The organism is Campylobacter sp. TTU_617 (assembly GCF_016599045.1).
Lineage (GTDB): Bacteria > Campylobacterota > Campylobacteria > Campylobacterales > Campylobacteraceae > Campylobacter_D.
In genome coordinates, this window is sequence record NZ_JAENKV010000005.1 from 1 (window position 1) to 17,775 (window position 17,775).

Sequence of the window (17,775 nt, forward strand, 5' to 3'; positions counted from 1 at the left end):
TAAAAGAATTATCATTTTCTTGAAATAAGATAGACATTTTAAGATTTTTATTTTAGATAGAAATATAAATTTATAGGTTTTAAAATCTATTTAAGCTTTTTACTAGGGTATTTAGCTGTGTAATTTTTATTAAAATTGATAAAAATATATAAAATATTATAAATAAAAAATTTTTTTATTTATAATAAAATTGATTTTAAATTAAGGCGTATTTTAAAACTTCATCAAAACTATCAACAGCGATAATTTGCATGTTGTTAAGAACTTCTTCAGGTATATCTTTTAAATCTCTTTCGTAATTTTTCTTAGGGATTAAAGCGGTTTTAATTTCTGCTTTATAAGCTGCTATTAATTTTTCTTTAAGTCCTCCTATAGGCAAGACTTTTCCACTAAGATCAATTTCTCCTGTCATAGCAACATCGCATTTTACTTTTTTTCCACTAAATATAGAAGCAATTGCTGTGCTAATTGTTATACCTGCACTTGGTCCATCTTTTGGAGTGGCACCATCTGGAACGTGAATGTGTAAATTATATTGATTGTAAATACTTTCTTTTGTGTTATAAAACATTTTTTGAGGGATTTTTAATTTTTTTTCATCAATTAAAACTTTTATTACACTAAATGCTATTTTAGCGGATTCTTTCATCACATCTCCTAAACTTCCTGTTAGGATGAGTTCTCCTTTGCCTTTAATTTTAATGATTTCAACTTTTAAGACATCTCCACCTACTGGAGTCCAAGCAAGTCCATTAACTTGACCAATTTGATCTTTTTGTTCTCGTTTTTGAATTTCATATACTTTTTTATCTAAAAATTCTTTAAGATTCTTTTGATTGATATTTACTTTTTTAATATTTTCTAAGAGAAGTTTTTTTGCACTTTTGCGACAAAGTTCAGCGATTTTGCGTCTTAAATTCCTTACGCCTGATTCTCTGGTATATTCATTGATTATGAGTTCTATTGTGCTATCATTGATATTTAGTTCATTACTTTTAAGACCGTGTTTTTTGATTTCACTAGGTATAAGGTATTTTTTAGCAATTTGGAATTTTTCATTAGGTGTATACGAACTTAATTCTATAAATTCCATTCTATCTCTTAAAGGACCAGGAATATTGCTAATATCATTAGCAGTTGCAATAAAAATGATTTTACTTAAATCTATATTAAAATTAAGATAATAATCTCTAAATTTGGTATTTTGCTCAGGATCTAAAATTTCAAGTAAAACAGCACTTGGATCGCCTCTAAAATTTCTATTTAACTTATCAATTTCATCTAAAACAACTATAGGGTTGATCTGTTTAGCTTCTATAAGTCCTTGAACAATGCGTCCTGGCATTGCTCCTATATAAGTTCTTCTATGTCCTCTTAACTCATTAACATCTTCAAGCCCCCCTAGTGCAATACGCACTAATTCTCTTTTTAAAGCTCTTGCAACTGAATTAGCCAAAGAAGTCTTTCCAACACCTGGAGGACCATAGAGGCAAAGAATCACTTTAGCTCCGTCTTTATCAGCAATTTTACGTTTTTCTAAGAGTTCTCTTACGGCAAAATACTCTTCAATTCTTTCTTTAGGTTTGTTAAGAGCATAATGATCAAGGTTTAATTGCTTGGAAACTTCTTTAATATCAAGTTTTCTTTTTGATATTTTTTCAAAAGGTATATCAAGGGCAGTTTCAATATAGGTTTGTATCATAGAAGCTTCTGAATTATCTTGATGAATTCTTTCAAATTTTTCTATTTGTTTTTTAATTTCTTTGTAGCTATCTTCATAAATGTATTTCTTTTTAAGCTCTAGTTTTTTGTAATATTCTTTTATTTCATCTTCTTTTTGCGTATCGCTACCGAGTTCTTTTTGAATTTGTCTTAGTTGTTCTTTTAAAAAATATTCTTTATTGACTTTATCAATGCGTGAATGAACTTTATTTTTAATTTCTTTTTGAATTTTATTTGTTTCAATTTCTTGAGCTATAAGATCTATTAATTGTAAAAGTTTATTTTCAAGACTAGTTTGAATAAAAAATTCATATGCTTTTTGTTTTTTGATGCGTATAGTATTTAAAATCAAATCACAAATTCTTGATGCATCAGTCCCTTCTTCTATAGTTCTTAAAAGATCGGGAGAAAAATAATGACTAATATTAGTTAAAATTTTAATTTTTTCTTTTAAAACATTAAGCAGAGCTTCTTGTTTCGCTTCTTCTAAAAAATCTTCTCGTATAAGATCTATCTCAGCTTCCAAAGGTTTATTTGAGATTTGTTTTATTATTCTTCCTTTAGCATAGCCTTGAAATAATATTTTAACGCGTCCATCTGGTAAAGGAACCTTTCTCATAATCGTTCCAATTACCCCGCAATCAAAAATTTCATCAAAATTTCTTCCATTACCAAATTTTGATGGAGCGACAAAAAGCATTGTTTCATTTTTTATTGCTAATTCTAAAGCTTTCATATTTTGGGAGTCATTTATAAAAATAGGTGTAATCATAAAAGGATATAAAAATAATTCATCTTCAACTAAAACAGGAAGTATAGCTGGATAATTTTGAATTTCTTCAATTTGCATTTTCTTTCCTTAAAAACTTTCAAATATACTTCTATACCAAGGAAGTTCTGGTTTTATGATACTTTTATGGAAAAATTCAGAATGTTCGATACGATCTTTGTAAATTTCATAACTTTGTTTTCTATCTAATCTTTTGTAAAGATCTTTTATCGTATCATCTAGATAAAAAATAGCAAGATTAAATTTTGTAAGCATGGTTTGCACTAGTGGTTTGTATTCTGTATAAGGATATTTTTTAAGAAAATTATCTATTTCTTTTTGACTTTCCAACATTAAAGCTTGATTTCTATTTGGTTGAGAAAAAGCATCAAATTTTGCTTTAATTTTTAAATAATGAATGTAATCGATATTTTGAGAAGTACCAAATTTTTTATTGTACTCGTCAAGATAAAAATCTGCTAATTGATATTCTTCTTCATCAATATGAGCTTGTGCAAGAATGATAAGTACGGTTTCAAGTAAAGGATCTGAGATATGTTCGCTTGCCATACCATTATAATGAGTATCAGCTTTTTCTAAATCCTTATCTTTTAAATCTTTAATAATCAGATCATACCATTCTTTGGCATTTAGATTATAAAGCTCATTGGAATTTTTGACACTACAAGCACTAAAAAAAAGGCTTAAAATAAAAACTAATAATAAAATATTTTTTTTCATCATAATATAAATTCTATATCCTGTTAAATTTTTGCTATAATTCTAATCATTTTATAATTATTTTTTTATTAATTATAATAAAATTAGATAAACAATTTTAATTTTTTTGGAATTATTATTGCTTATTTATGTTAGAATATCCGAAGTTAAACTTGAGGAGAAAAAATGACCCTGGCTGTTAAATGTCCTATATTAGGTTTTGAAGAAACTAAAAATATGGAATTTTCAACTATCGATGAAGTATTTGTAAGATTAAAAAGTCTTGATGGTAAAGAATTTTCTTTTGTTCTTATTAATCCTTATTTAATTCGTCCTGATTATGAATTTGATATTCCAACCTATTACCAAGAATTACTTGCGTTAAATCCCCAATCAAACATGAAAGTTTATAATATAGTAGCTATAAGTGATACTATAGAAGATTCAACTGTTAATTTTTTAGCCCCAGTGGTGATGAATTTAGATAATAATAGTATGGTTCAAGTTATTTTAGATTCTACAAACTATCCTAGTTTTTTTCAAGCAGAAAAAATTTCTGATTATATAAAAAAATAATATTAACTAATAAAAATGCTAGATATTTATATTCTAGGAAATGGAGCTATGGCAAGCGCATTAGCTCAAGGTTTATATGGAAAATATCAAGTTAATATTGTAGGAAGAAGCAAAGAAAAACTTATCAATTTAGAAAAACAAGGTTTTAAAACTTTACTTTATAAAGATTTTAATCCAGAGAATAAAAATATTATTTTAGCTTTTAAACCCTACGCTTTAAAAGATATGGCAAATATTTTAAAATATAAGGCTAGGATTGTTATTTCTGTTTTAGCAAATATTTCTTTTGATGATTTAAAATGTATTAAAGCGCAAAATTATGTTAGAATTATGCCTAATATTGCAGCAAAATATAAAGCTTCTGCTACCCCGTATTTAATTAAAAATTCACATTTTAAAGATGAAATTCTTCAAATTTTGCAAACTTTTGGAAATATTTACGAATTAAACGATGAAAAGCAAATGAATGCTGCAATGGCAATTAGCGGTTGCGCCCCAGCTTTTTTAGCTTTGGTGGCTGAAAGTATTGCCGATGGAGGTGTTTGTGAGGGTTTGAGTAGGGATTTAAGTATAAAACTTACACAAGGTCTTTTTGAAAGTTTTACACAATTATTGTTACATAAACATACGGCTTTAATTAAAGAAAAAATTTGCTCCCCTGCTGGTGTTACTATTAAAGGTATTAAGACCTTAGAAAAATATGCCATTAGATCTGCTTTTATGGAAGCTTTAAATTCTAGTTCATCTTAGATGAAAAAGGCTTTTTCTTTTATCGAGCTTATATTTTGTATAATAATTTTATCTTTTATTTTTATTTCCTTGCATTTAGTTTATATACAAATTTATAAAAATTATGAATTTTTAAGTTTTTTTCAAAGACTTTATAATTTAGAAGAAAAATTATATGATAATCCAAAAGTTAAAAATATATTAATTAATACTTCAAATTTAGGTTCTTTAAATTTATTAGAGGAGTATGAAAGCGATGGTTTATTTGAATTAAAAAAAATAAATATTAAAGATAAAAATTATACTAGTTATTTTCAATGAAAAAAGCTTTTACTCTTTTAGAAGTTATTTTAGGTTTAATTATTTTTTCTGTTTTATCTGTAATTATTTTAAAAATTTTATCTCAGATTTATTTTTATCATTTTGAAACTTTAAAAAATCAAAATACAATTTTAAATCTAAAATATGCTTTACTTAATATAGATAGAATAACTCAAAAATGCTTAAAAACAAAAATACAAGATAATATTTTAACTTGTTTTTTATTTGATAAAGAAAATCTTTTATCTTTAAAAGATAATCAAGCTATTATAATAAATTCTACTCTTATTTTAAAAGATCAAAATAAAAGATATTATTCTCCAAAAAGTAATTTGTTAATTCAATATCAAAATAATAAAGATTTATTTGATTTAAATGATAATTTTTTTTATGCTCTTTTTCAAAATGATATTGACAAATTTTTAATTATAGATAATGAAAATTTATTTTTAGATAAAAATATTACAGGACATTATTTGCCTTTGCAAGCAAAATTAACTCTTTTTTTAGAAAATCAAGAATTAAAATATGAACTTAATCCTTTTTCTAAAAACAATGTTTTAAAAGGAATATTAGTGCAAAATATTAGTGATTTTATTATAAAAGATAATGATAAAGGATTTAAAGTAAAGCTTTGTTCATCGCAAGATGATAAGAATTTATGTTTGGAAAAATTTTTATATCAATGAAAAAAGCTTATATATTAATCAGTGTTGTTTTTTTAATTACTTTAGTTTCTTTTCTTATAAATTTAAGTTTTAATATTTCAAGTTATATACCAAGAATGTTAAGAGATGAATATTATTATATTCAAGCTAGAATTTTAAGTCTTAATGCAAAAGAACTTTCTAAATATTTTTTATATAAAGCTAAGCAAGAAGGTAAAGAATGTATTGATTTTGTAAAATTTAATTATCCAAAATATAATGACATAGTAAGAATTGATTATTTTTATCCTATTGCTGAGTGTGATAATTTTAAATTTAAAAATATCAATCAAGATGCCAATCTATCAAAAGATGGAGTTATTATTATAAATATTAGTATTCTTTTAAATTCAAATCAAGCAGTTAATGAGGAAATTTTTATCAATAAAAAAGAGTTAATTTATACAAACCAAGACTTTTGGAAGTCTTGGTAAATATTATAAACCTTCAAAAGGGTTTTCTTTAACTTGTTTTCTATCTACTATATAAGGGATAAGAGCCACGTGTCTTGCACGTTTAATTGCAACTTCAACCATTTCTTGGTATTTTTTGCTTGTTCCAGTTAAACGACGTGGCATAATTTTAAATCTTTCAGATAAAGCGTGTTTTAACATTGCAGTATCTTTATAGTCGATAAATTCAACTTTTGCTTCTGTATATTTACAATATTTACGTGAGTATTTTCTTTTTTCTGCCATAATTTTTTCCTTTAAAATGGTAAATCTGTATCATCGCTTTCGTAAGCGTCAATATCTATTTCTTTAATTTTTTCTTGGTTTTGGCTAGGACTTTGTTTTTGTGGAGCATTTTGTGGAGCATTTTTTCTAAAATTATCACTCATATAAGGATCATAGCTTTGACTCTCATAATTGTTGTTATAATTTCCATTATAGTTACTTGTATTATTGAAATTTCCATTTTGCTGTGGAGCATTTCCACCTAGCATTTCCATATTTTCAACCTGAACACTATGTTTAGAGCGATTTTGACCATTTTGATCACTCCATTGTTCAAATCTCAAACGACCTTCTATAAGAATTTTGCTACCTTTAGAGAGATATTGATTAGCTATTTCAGCCATTCTTCCATAGAAGGTAATATCAATAAAACAAGTTTCTTCTCTTTTTTCTCCATTTGTTGTAAATCTTCTAGTTACAGCAATAGCTGAAGCTCCTATAGCATTACCACTTTGTGCATAACGCATATCTATATCTCTAGTAAGATTTCCTACCAAAACAACTTTATTAAACATTTTTTTCCTTATTGAATTTCTGGAGCCTCTATAGGTTTAATTTCTTTTTTTGATTGCTTAATACCTTGGCTAAGCTTTTCCCATGCTGCAATTTCTTTTTTATTTTCATATTTTACAATTAAAAATCTTATCACTTCTTCAGTAATTCTTAAAACCCTTTCAAGTTCTTTGATTAAATTTGTAGGAGCTTTAAAATAAATTACAAAATAAGTTCCTCTTTCATATTTTTTAATTTTATATGCAAGTTTTCTAGTTCCCATTGGAACAGTTGTTTCGATGCTTGCACCATTTTTTGTAAGGACTTCTTTAATGAATTCCAACTTAGTATTTACTTCCTCTTCTGTTAAAGTAGGCTTTAAAATAAATAAAACCTCATAATGTTTCATTGTTTTCTCCTTGTGGATATTAAGCCTTAAAGATTATCTCTTGTAGGCAAGGAACTTAACATTATATCAAAAAATACTTAATATATACTTTTTAAAATTATTACAAAAAGTTACAAAATTTTAAACATTGATAATAAATTTTTAATATATGATTAATATTGATTTATTTTTAGTTATTATTTATTTCAAATTAATTAAAAAAGGTTTTATTATGTCAAATAATAAACAGCCTATTCGTTGGCTTACTTTTATTGTTTTGGTTATGGGTGGAGGGACTGTATTTAAACTTTCTTCATTAAAAGATGCTTTTTATGTACCTATGCAAGAATTTATGAGTCTTAGTAATACTCAAATTGGTCTTGCTCTATCTGTTTATGGTATAGTTCAAACAATCGGAAATTTTGCTTCTATTTATATTGCTGATAGATTTTCTAAAAAAATTCTTATCCCTTTATCGTTAATTTGTGTTGGACTTATTGGAATTTATATTTCAACCTTTCCTTCTTTTTATGGAATTTTAATTGCTTGGGGATTACTTTCTTTATTTGGAGAAGTGATTTATTGGCCTGTGTTATTAAAAGCTATCCGTTTGCTTGGAGACTCTACACAACAAGGAAGACTTTTTGGATTTTTAGAAGCAGGACGCGGAGTTATTGATACTATAGTTGCTTTTAGTGCTTTAGGAATTTTCTTATTTTTGGGTTCAGGCGCTGGTGGTTTAAGAGCTGCTATACTTTTTTATAGTGCTTGTGTAATTGTAGCTGGAATTTTGGCTTATTTTTTACTTGAAGATGATAAAATAAATACCAAAGATGAAAAAGGTAATGAGATTAGTAAAAATAAAGCTGCTTGGAATGGAGTATTAAAAGCGGTTAAAACACTAGAAATTTGGGTAGTATCATTAACTATTTTTACCATTTATTCAGTTTATTGCGGGCTTACTTATTTTATCCCTTTTTTAAAAGATATTTATGGTATGCCAGTAGCTTTAGTAGGTGCTTATGGAATCATTAATCAATATACTTTAAAATTGGTTGGCGGACCTATTGGGGGATATTTAGCAGATAAAAAATTTCACTCATCTACTAAATATTTACGTTTTGCTCTTATTTTGGCCGTTATTGCAATTTTGATTTTTATTTTTATGCCTCATCACAGTTTAAATATCTATTTTGGAATGAGCTTAACTCTAGGTTTTGCAGCTTTAGTTTTTACAATGAGAGCAACATTTTTTGCTCCAGTAGATGAAATTCAAATCCCAAGAGAAATTAGCGGGGCAGCTATGAGTATAGCTTGTATATTTGGATATTCTCCGCAACTTTTTTGCTTTGCACTTTATGGTTTTATTATTGATAAATTTCAAGGTTTGTTTGGATATCAAATTGTTTTTGGGCTTATGGGATTTTTTGCAATTTGTGGAGTTATTGTAACTTCGATTTTACTTAAAATGATAGCTAAGAAAAAATTACAAGGAGTAATTCAATGAAAATAGGTTTAGAGACAGAAAGTATGCATCTTTGGTTTCAAAATGGTAAAATGGATATATTTTCTTATATAGATTTTGCTAAAAATTTAGGATGCGATGGTGTTATTATAAATATTATTAAAGATTTTGGATTAGATGAAGAGTGGGGATGTTTAGGAAGTGATGATGAAAAACATCTTTTAAAGATAAAGGCTAAGCTTGATGAATATAAAATGTATTGTGAAATTGATGCTAAAGGTTTTGATTTAAACAAATTTGAAAAAATCAGTAAAGTTTGTAAAATTTTAAATGCAGATATTATAAGATCTTATGTGCCTTTAACTGATAACACCAAAAAGGTAAAAAATGCAAGTGATGGGGCTTTTGATGATTCTAAAATTACTGCAAGATTTAATAAAGAAGAATTTTTAAGCGTAGACAGTGAGATTAAAGCTTTAATTCCACTTCTAGAAAAAAATAACTTAAAACTTGCAATTGAAAATCACGAGTATCAAACATCTACTGAATTGCTTGAGCTTTTAAATTTAATCAATCATCCTAATATCGGCTTTTTGTATGATTTTGGAAATTCGATGATGGCTTATGAAGATCCAATTGTTGCTTGTAAAAATATGGCTAAATATACTTTTAGTACTCATTGTAAAGATCATATTGTTTTTATAGAAGATGATACTGCATATGTTTGTGGAGTTCCTTTGGGTGATGGTAATTTAGATATAAAAACTTGTATTAAGATTTTAAAAGATCAAGGTTTAGAAAGGATAAATATAGAGCAATGTTTTCCATATTGTGCTACTTTTAAAAGAGAAAAAGGTACAGGTGGAGTAAAAGAATTAGGTAGTGGAGCTTTTAAAATAGAACAACCTTTGTTTAATGATTTAAAAGCGATGCAGTATTATTATCCTCAAGAAGTTTCAAATGAATATTTAGAAAAACTTTTAAAACTTCAAAAACAAGGTTGTGAAAAAAGTATTAAATATTTAAAAAGCATTATTTAGACAAAATTTGATTTAAATTTTGTCCAATTTCTTTAAACATAATAAAACGTTTTTTATACATAGAGCGTTTATTGCTAGGTATTTCTTCTAGACTTTTTTGTTCGTGTGAAAGCTCATAATATTTGTGATTATTTATTTTAACGAGCTTTCCTCCATTTTCAAGCCAAATTTTTTTATAATTAACAAAATAACCTTTATCATATCCCTTTTGAGATCTGATTTGGTTTTTTTCATAAACTCCAAGTGTAACGTTAAGTTTTAAACATTTGCAAAGTATTTTAACACATTCTATAAGTAAAGCTATAGGACGTGATCCATGACATTTTTTGGTAAAGATTTTATTTATATCTAAAGCATTAAAATTAGCGTGTTTATAACCTTGAATGCAAGAAATTAAAAGATTGTTTTCCAAAGTAAAACAAAAACAACATTGTTCAATAATATGCTTTTGATATTTAAGAGAAAAAGCCCAAAAACCTTCTTCGTGGACATGATGATTTTTTCCTAAATAAAGTTCAAAATCTTCACCAAAATTAAAGATAAGTTGATCTTTGGGTAAAAATTTAAAATTTTTAAGTCCTTGATTTGCGTCATAGATTAAAGTTTTGACACGCTCATTTGCATTAAAACTTTTATCACAAAATCTTCTTATGGCGTTATAGCAAATTTCTGGTTTATTAAAAAAATTTTTTAAATGTTTGTTTTCTTCTATATTTAGTGTTTTTTCGAGAAATCTAATTTGAGGATAATATAAAAGTTTTCTTAAATAAAAACGTATGCGACGTCTAAAGCTAATCATTTTACTTTTATCATCAAATTTTGGCGTAGGGAATTTAAATTGATTCATTGTATTATTCTTTTAATATCATTAAATGTTGCAAAAAGCATTAAGGCTAATAAAATAGCCATACCACCATAGCTTAAATATTCAAAAACTTTTTGTGGAACCTTACGTTTAAAAATCATTTCATATAAATTAAAAAGTATGTGCCCTCCATCAAGCATAGGTATAGGCAAGAGATTTAAAATTCCAAGATTAATGGAGATTAAAGCTGTAATAATTAAAAGCATCGAAATACCATTATGCGCTGCTTTAGAAGTTATATCGACCATAGTGATAATGCCACCTAAATTTTTTGCATCAATTTCAGAACTTAAAAGTTTTGCTATACCTTTTATGATAAGTGTTGAAGCATTTAAACTTTCATCATAGGCATATTTTAAAGCACTAAAACCTTTATAATATATAGTACTTAGCTCTCCATTTGGTGAAATTCCAATCAATGGCTTTTGAACTGGCTGTAAAAATTCATTATAAGAAGATGCTATTTTTGGTGTTAGTTCTATTTGTAATTTTTCATTATTTCTTTGGATTAAAATTTGTAATTTTTCATTTTTAACTAGTTTAGAAATTTCATCAAAACTTTTAATTTTATGATTATTGATCTCTAAAATTGTATCATTTTTTTGGATTCCTGCGTGAAAAGCAGCAGAATCTAAAGCTACATTTCCAACTATAGGAGAAAATTTTTGTATGCCTAAATTTGCGATTATGATATAAAGTAAAAAAGCTAAAAATATATTAAAAAATGGTCCTGCAAAAAGTATGTAAATTTTTTTTATAGGATTTAAAACACTATAGCTATCCTTATCTAAATTTTCAACCCCTGGTCTCATATCATCTTGTCCTTTGAGTTTTACATAACCTCCAAGTGGCAAGGTGCTTAATCTATAAATTGTTCCTTTAAAGTTATATTCTAAAAGACTTTTTCCAAATCCTATGCTAAAAATTTCAACCTTTACTCCTAAAGATTTTGCTGCCAAAAAATGTCCAAGTTCGTGGAAAAAAATTAAAAATGAAATAACCAATAAAGTAACAAGAAAATTAATAGAATAAAATTTAAATCCTATTATAAGAATTAAAGCTAAAAATAATAAAGATCTCATTTTCTTCCTTTTATATAAGCATAAATATATTCATAGCCAGAATAAAGAGTAAGGATTAAAGCAATATAAAGCAAAATTTGTGCGAAGGGCCACTGCATTATTAAAAACCCAATAGCTACCATTTGAAATCCGGTTTTTAATTTTCCAGCAAATGATGCGCTAATATCTAAATTTTCACTTACCATAACGACGCGAAATCCTGTGATAAAAAATTCTCTTACCAAGATAATATAAATAATCCACTCATTAGCTCTACCCATCATTAAAAGTCCAATAAATGCTGCTAAAATGAGCATTTTATCAGCTAAAGGATCTAGAATTGATCCAAGTTTTGTTATTTGTCCCCAAGTCCTAGCAATATATCCATCAAAAAAATCACTTAAAGCAGCTAAAGAAAAAGTTAAAGCCGCAAAATAATTAATCCAACTTTGATGAATTTCTTCAAAAGAATGAGTAAGTAGAAAAAATAATAAGGGTGCAAATATAATTCTTAAAGATGCTAAAGCATTTGGCAAATTCATAAAAAACCTTAAAATAATAAAATTAATTATATTTTATAAAAATAAGACAAAAACTTGGTAAAAATTTTTAAAAAATAAGAATAAAATTTTTATAACAATTAAAATTTTCTCAATATTATATATTTTAATTTATTATTTAAAGTAATTTAAATCTTTGTCAATTCTTTTTTAAATACTAGTTAGATTTAATTATAACATACTATGAAAGTAAAAAAATATTAAAATTCAAAGATTTCTGGTTTTAATTTAAGCATTAAACAAAAGGCCCCTAAAACTGCTTGTTCTTTTACAAATTCCCTATCTCCTTTAAGATAGAGTATTTCTTGTATATAGGTTCCATCTTTAAACATTGCTCCAATGTAAATTGTTCCTGCTTTATGTTCTTTAATATCTTCTTTATCTGCTATACCACTGATTGCTAAAGCAAAATCTGGTTTAGCAGTTTTAAAAATACCTTTTAACATAAAATAAATACATTTTTCACTATATGCTCCATTATTTTCTAAAATATCTTCGCTTATCCCAAGCCATTCGTGTTTAATACGATTAGAATAGCTTACAATAGAACCTTCAAAGATTTGACTAATTCCTGGAATTTGAGTAATTGTTGATGCACAAAGCCCTCCAGTACAACTTTCAGCGAAAGAAATTTTCATATTTTTTTCTAAGAGTTTTTTACTTATAAATTCAATAGGATCTTTTCCTAGGAAAAATTTTTGTCCGAATAAATTTTGAACACTTTTTAAAAAACTTTCAAGTTTTCCATATTGAGAACTTGAGACTCTAATAAGATTTATATGTTCTAAAAGCTGAGTAACTTTGATTTTTACTTCATAAGATTTTGTTAGAGTTTCAAGTAGTAAGCTTGCACTTTGGCTATCTATACCAAAAAGACAAAAATATTTAAAATTTAGTGTTATTTCTCCGATTAAATTTGGGATTGTATGATTTGTTTGAATTTTTAAAACATTAATTTTACAATTTGCAAATTTAATCATAAAGCTATCTTTTTCGTAAAGAGATTTACTTGGAACAAGAGTATTTTCTTCTAAAACAAGATTATCTTCATTTAAAGTTGCAAGAATTTTTGCTACAGTAGGATAATATTCAAAGCTAGAAAATATAGTAATAAAATCGTATTTTTGCATTAAATTTTCAAGTAAAAATGGTAAATCTTTATCAGTTTTATTTTGGATCTTAATTTCATTTATCTCTTTAAATTTTTTTTCATAAACTCTATAAATATAATTTTTATAATTTGTATTGGCAATAATCTCATCTCCTAAAATAAAAAGCAAATGTTTCATTATATATTTCCTTGATATTTATACTAATTTAATATTATATCTAAAAACAAAGGCTAAATTAAAGCTATTTAGAGTAAAATTACATTATTTTTTAGGTGGATTTATGGATTATAAAAATACTTTACTTTTGCCAGATACAAGTTTTCCCATGAGGGCTAATTTAGGTGAAAATGAAAAGCAACGTTTTTATAAATGGTTTGATAAAAATTATGCTTATGAAAAAATAAAACAAAAACGTAAAAATGCAAATAAAAGTTTTACTTTACACGATGGCCCTCCTTATGCAAATGGTCATATTCATATAGGACACGCTTTAAATAAAATTTTAAAAGAAACTATTATAAAACTTCATTATTTTCAAGGCGAAAAAGTTCGTTTTACTCCAGGTTGGGATTGTCACGGGCTTCCTATAGAACAACAAGTAGAGATAAAAATTCAAGATAAAAAACATTTGCTTAGTAAAAATCAAATTAGAGAATTATGTCGTGAGCACGCTAAGGAATTTGTTAATATTCAAAAGCAAGAATTTAAAGACTTAGGCATCATTGCTGATTGGGATAAGCCTTATCTTACAATGGATTTTACTTTTGAGGCAAATATCTATAGAACTTTATGTCAGATTGCTAAAAAAGGTCTTTTGCTAGAAAGATCTAAGCCTGTTTTTTGGAGTTGGGCTGCAAAGTCTGCTTTAGCGGAAGCTGAGGTAGAGTATCAAGATAAAGAAGATTATTCTGTTTTTGTAAGTTTTGATTTGGATCAAATTTCTTGTGAAAAATTAGGGGTAAAAAAAGCTAGTGCAGTAATTTGGACTACCACACCTTGGACTTTGCTTGCAAATCAAGCTATTGCCTTAAATCCTGATGAAATTTATGTTTTAACAAAAGAAGGATTTATTTTTGCCAAAGCTTTGCTTAAAAACATGGTAGAAAAAAATCTTACAACAGGAGAGATAGAAAAAGAATTTCAGGCCAAAGATTTAGAAAAACTAGAAGCAATCAATCCTTTAAATTCAAGAAAGTCTATTTTAATTCTTGCAAATCATGTTTTAATGGAAGGTGGAAGCGGGCTTGTGCATACAGCTCCAGGACACGGAGAAGATGATTATTATGCTTGTTTGAAATATGATATTGAAACCATAATGCCGGTAGATGATAGTGGTTGTTATGATGAAACTTTAAGACTTAAAAAACTTTTACCACAAGATTTATTAGATGAATTTATCGGACTTCACGTTTTTAAAGCAAATGAAAGAATTTTAGAACTTTTAGGAGAGCATCTTTTGCATTCTTCTAAATTTATACATTCTTATCCATTTTGCTGGAGAACACATAAGCCAGTAATTTATAGAGCAACTAAGCAGTGGTTTATAGTAATGGATGAACTTAAAAATGGAAATACTTTAAGAGAGTGTGCTAAAGAGCAAATTGCTAAAGTAAAATTTTACCCTCAAAGCGGTATTAAAAGAATTGGTTCTATGATTGAAAATCGTCCTGATTGGTGTATATCAAGACAAAGGGTTTGGGGAACCCCTATAGCCTTTTTTAGAGATAAAAATTCAAAAAAAGTGATTTTGGATGATGAAATTTTAGAATTTATTGCAGATATTTTTGAAAAACAGGGTTCTGATGCTTGGTGGAGTCTTGAAATAAAAGATTTATTACCGCCTAATTCAAAATATGAAGCACAAAATTTAGAAAAGATCAATGATATACTTGATGTTTGGTTTGATAGTGGAAGTACTTGGAATGCTGTTTTAAAATCTTGTAATTATGATGCAGGAGAATTGCCTGCTGATATGTTTTTAGAAGGAAGTGATCAGCATAGAGGATGGTTTCAAAGTTCTTTACTTACAAGTGTTGCTATTAATAATCAAAGTCCATTTAAGAGTATTTTAACACACGGATTTAGCATTGATGAAAAGGGGCAAAAAATGTCTAAGTCCAAAGGTAATGTAATAGCTCCAAATTATGTTGCTAAAACTTATGGAGTAGAGATTTTAAGATTATGGGTTTTATTAAGTGATTATTCAAGTGATTTAAAAATTTCAGATAATATTTTAAAACAAGTTAGCGAACAATATAGAAAAATTAGAAATACCATAAGATTTTTACTTGCAAATATTAATGATTTAAATGATTTAAATGTTAAAGAATTTTCTTTTATAGATCAATGGATACTTTCTAAAGCTAAAATGGTATTTAAAAATACTAAAGAATCTTTTAGAAATTATGAATTTGCAAAAGGTTTTAACTATCTTCTAAATTTTTTAAGCTCTTATTTAAGTGGAATTTATTTAGATATTAGCAAAGATAGACTTTATTGTGAGCAAAAAGATAGCTTAAAAAGAAGAAGTACTCAGGTAGCTATGGCTTTAATTACTAAAGAATTATTTAATATTTTAGCACCTTTTTTCACTTATACCATTGATGAAGCTTTAGAGCATAGTAATAAAATTATAAAAAATAATGATATAGCAGATGTATTTGATCTTAGTTTTAATGAAGAATTAAATATAGCTTTTGATATAGAAGATAAATTTTTGCTAGAAGCAAGAGAAAAATTCTTTGAAAAAATAGATATTTTGAAAAAAGATAAAATTATTAGATCTACTTTAGAACTTAAGCTTTATACCACTTCATCTTTTATTTTAAATTTAGATAAAGATGAAATGATTGATTGGTTTATGGTAAGTGATATAAGCATAGATGAAAATAATGAAATTCTAAGCGAATTTGAAGTTAATAATGAAAAATTTATTATTTCAAAAGCTAAAGAGTATAAATGCCCAAGATGTTGGAGATTTAAAGCTATAAAAGAAGAATGTTTATGTGATCGTTGCTCTAAGGTATTGGACTTATGATGTTTTTAGAACCTATGCCTTTTAGTATTATAATTGTAACGATTGTTATTGTTTTGCTTTTAAGTGCCTTGGCTGTATTTTTTATAAAATTAACAAAGGATAAGAAATGATTACTTTAAAAGAAGCTTTGACATATTCTAAAGAAGAACTTGCAAATTTAAAAAAAGAATTAAATGAAAAAGCAAAAAAGCAAAAGCAAATTGGTGCCTTTGTTGAACAATTTCTAGATAAAGATTTAACAGATAGTATAGAAGGTATTCCAGTTGCTATTAAAGATAATATTTGTGTAAAAGATTGGGAGCTTACTTGTGCTTCTAAAATTTTACAAGGTTATGTTTCTCCTTATGATGCAAGTGCTATAAAAAAATTAAAAGAAAATGGTTTTTCACCTTTTGGACGCACCAATATGGATGAATTTGCTATGGGAAGTTCTACTGCAAATTCTTATTATGGTAAAACTTTAAATCCTTTAGATTTTAGCAAGGTTCCAGGTGGAAGTAGTGGCGGAAGTGCTGCTGCAGTTTCTAGTGGTTTAGCTTTGGCAAGCTTAGGAACAGATACAGGTGGATCAGTAAGGCAACCCGCTGCTTTTTGTGGATGTGTAGGTTTTAAGCCAAGTTATGGCCGCATTAGTCGTTATGGTTTGGTAACTTATTCTTCAAGTCTTGATCAAATTGGTGTTTTAACTCAAAATGTAGAAGATGCTGCTTTACTTTATGATGCGATCGCAGGATATGATGAATTAGATAGCACGAGTGCTAAAATAGAATTTGCCAAAACAGCACCAAATTTAAATTCTGATAAAAAATTAACTATAGCTGTTATACAAAATTATATTGATGAGGCAAGTACTGAAGTAAAACAAACTCTTTTAAAAACTATAGAATTATTAAAATCATATGGGCATAATATTATTTATAAAAATTTACTTGATTCTAAATTTGATATAGCAGCATATTATATTATTGCTGCAGCTGAAGCAAGCACAAATTTAAGTCGTTATGATGGAGTTAGATTTGGACGAAGAAGTGAAAAACAAGATAGCTTAAATGAAATGTATATTAATACAAGAAATGAAGGATTTGGAGATGAGGTTAAGCGTCGTATTTTATTAGGAACTTTTGTTTTAAGTAGCGGGTATTATGATGCTTATTATATAAAAGCTTTAAAAGCAAGAACTTTTATCAAAAATAAATACAAAGATATTTTACAAGATTGTGATCTTATTTTTATGCCAGTTACCCCAACTACTGCTTTTTCTTTTGATACTCAAAAAACTCCTATGCAAAATTATTTAGAAGATGTTTATACTATTTCAGTGAATTTAGCAGGACTTGGAGGTATTAGTATCCCTGTAGGAAAAGATAAAAATAATCTTAATATTTCAGCTCAGCTAATATGTAAGCAATTTGATGAGCAAACTCTTTTAGATGGTGCATTAAATTTAGAAAAAATTATAAAAAATAAATAGGGA

At 26.7% G+C, this 17,775-nt stretch carries 18 protein-coding genes; 9 read left to right on the plus strand and 9 right to left on the minus strand.

Going from position 1 to position 17,775, the window contains the following annotated elements; genetic code table 11:
- Positions 1-196: 196 nt before the first annotated feature.
- Both lon and bamD read right to left on the minus strand, forming a co-directional pair.
- Positions 197-2,572, minus strand: a complete 2,376-nt coding sequence (gene lon / locus GQV94_RS03395) for an endopeptidase La (RefSeq protein WP_200169555.1) — start codon at positions 2,570-2,572, stop codon at positions 197-199.
- Positions 2,573-2,581: 9 nt separating this feature from the next.
- Positions 2,582-3,232, minus strand: a complete 651-nt coding sequence (gene bamD / locus GQV94_RS03400) for an outer membrane protein assembly factor BamD (protein WP_200169556.1) — start codon at positions 3,230-3,232, stop codon at positions 2,582-2,584.
- 165 nt (positions 3,233-3,397) lie between these two features.
- On the opposite strand from bamD, the gene fliW reads away from it, so the two are divergent.
- The 5 genes from fliW to GQV94_RS03425 are packed head-to-tail and all read left to right on the plus strand — an operon-like array spanning position 3,398 to position 5,978.
- Positions 3,398-3,787, plus strand: a complete 390-nt coding sequence (gene fliW, locus GQV94_RS03405; RefSeq protein WP_200169557.1) for a flagellar assembly protein FliW — start codon at positions 3,398-3,400, stop codon at positions 3,785-3,787.
- A gap of 15 nt (positions 3,788-3,802) precedes the next feature.
- Positions 3,803-4,537 (plus strand): pyrroline-5-carboxylate reductase, encoded by a 735-nt coding sequence (locus GQV94_RS03410; RefSeq protein ID WP_200169558.1) that lies wholly within the window; start codon positions 3,803-3,805, stop codon positions 4,535-4,537.
- Positions 4,538-4,837, plus strand: a complete 300-nt coding sequence (locus GQV94_RS03415) for a hypothetical protein (RefSeq protein WP_200169559.1) — start codon at positions 4,538-4,540, stop codon at positions 4,835-4,837.
- A complete protein-coding gene (locus GQV94_RS03420; RefSeq protein ID WP_200169560.1) occupies positions 4,834-5,526 on the plus strand; it encodes a type II secretion system protein in 693 nt (230 codons plus the stop codon). The genes GQV94_RS03415 and GQV94_RS03420 overlap by 4 nt, the downstream gene beginning before the upstream one ends.
- Positions 5,523-5,978: a hypothetical protein gene (locus GQV94_RS03425; RefSeq protein ID WP_200169732.1), complete on the plus strand. Its 456-nt coding sequence runs from the start codon at positions 5,523-5,525 to the stop codon at positions 5,976-5,978. The genes GQV94_RS03420 and GQV94_RS03425 overlap by 4 nt, the downstream gene beginning before the upstream one ends.
- A 3-nt stretch (positions 5,979-5,981) precedes the next feature.
- Here GQV94_RS03425 and rpsR read toward each other — a convergent pair whose 3' ends face one another.
- The 3 genes from rpsR to rpsF are packed head-to-tail and all read right to left on the minus strand — an operon-like array spanning position 5,982 to position 7,182.
- Complete coding sequence (gene rpsR / locus GQV94_RS03430) at positions 5,982-6,242, minus strand: 30S ribosomal protein S18 (protein WP_131162951.1); 261 nt, start codon at positions 6,240-6,242, stop codon at positions 5,982-5,984.
- Between the two features lie 11 nt (positions 6,243-6,253).
- A complete protein-coding gene (locus tag GQV94_RS03435) occupies positions 6,254-6,796 on the minus strand; it encodes a single-stranded DNA-binding protein (RefSeq protein ID WP_200169561.1) in 543 nt (180 codons plus the stop codon).
- An 8-nt stretch (positions 6,797-6,804) separates the two neighbouring features.
- Positions 6,805-7,182, minus strand: coding sequence for a 30S ribosomal protein S6 (rpsF, locus tag GQV94_RS03440; RefSeq protein ID WP_200169562.1), 378 nt, complete (start codon positions 7,180-7,182; stop codon positions 6,805-6,807).
- A 211-nt stretch (positions 7,183-7,393) separates the two neighbouring features.
- Between rpsF and GQV94_RS03445 the strand changes: the two genes are divergently transcribed.
- Together GQV94_RS03445 and GQV94_RS03450 are read left to right on the plus strand one after the other, a co-directional pair.
- On the plus strand, positions 7,394-8,668 hold the full coding sequence (locus GQV94_RS03445; protein WP_200169563.1) for an MFS transporter: 1,275 nt from the start codon (positions 7,394-7,396) through the stop codon (positions 8,666-8,668).
- Entirely contained in the window at positions 8,665-9,666 is a 1,002-nt protein-coding gene (locus GQV94_RS03450; protein WP_200169564.1) for a sugar phosphate isomerase/epimerase family protein, read from the plus strand. Before GQV94_RS03445 ends, GQV94_RS03450 begins: the two co-directional genes overlap by 4 nt.
- Here GQV94_RS03450 and GQV94_RS03455 read toward each other — a convergent pair.
- From GQV94_RS03455 to GQV94_RS03470, 4 genes are all read right to left on the minus strand, one after another.
- Positions 9,659-10,513, minus strand: a complete 855-nt coding sequence (locus GQV94_RS03455) for a VirK family antimicrobial peptide resistance protein (protein WP_200169565.1) — start codon at positions 10,511-10,513, stop codon at positions 9,659-9,661. The genes GQV94_RS03450 and GQV94_RS03455 overlap by 8 nt on opposite strands.
- A complete protein-coding gene (gene rseP, locus GQV94_RS03460; protein ID WP_200169566.1) occupies positions 10,510-11,613 on the minus strand; it encodes an RIP metalloprotease RseP in 1,104 nt (367 codons plus the stop codon). The genes GQV94_RS03455 and rseP overlap by 4 nt, the downstream gene beginning before the upstream one ends.
- Complete coding sequence (gene pgsA, locus GQV94_RS03465) at positions 11,610-12,134, minus strand: CDP-diacylglycerol--glycerol-3-phosphate 3-phosphatidyltransferase (RefSeq protein ID WP_200169567.1); 525 nt, start codon at positions 12,132-12,134, stop codon at positions 11,610-11,612. The genes rseP and pgsA overlap by 4 nt, the downstream gene beginning before the upstream one ends.
- Before the next feature lie 218 nt (positions 12,135-12,352).
- Positions 12,353-13,441, minus strand: coding sequence for a CinA family protein (locus GQV94_RS03470; RefSeq protein ID WP_200169568.1), 1,089 nt, complete (start codon positions 13,439-13,441; stop codon positions 12,353-12,355).
- A 103-nt stretch (positions 13,442-13,544) separates the two neighbouring features.
- On the opposite strand from GQV94_RS03470, the gene ileS reads away from it, so the two are divergent.
- On the plus strand, positions 13,545-16,301 hold the full coding sequence (ileS, locus tag GQV94_RS03475) for an isoleucine--tRNA ligase (RefSeq protein WP_200169569.1): 2,757 nt from the start codon (positions 13,545-13,547) through the stop codon (positions 16,299-16,301).
- 106 nt (positions 16,302-16,407) lie between these two features.
- Complete coding sequence (gene gatA / locus GQV94_RS03480; protein WP_200169570.1) at positions 16,408-17,772, plus strand: Asp-tRNA(Asn)/Glu-tRNA(Gln) amidotransferase subunit GatA; 1,365 nt, start codon at positions 16,408-16,410, stop codon at positions 17,770-17,772.
- Positions 17,773-17,775 lie beyond the last annotated feature (3 nt).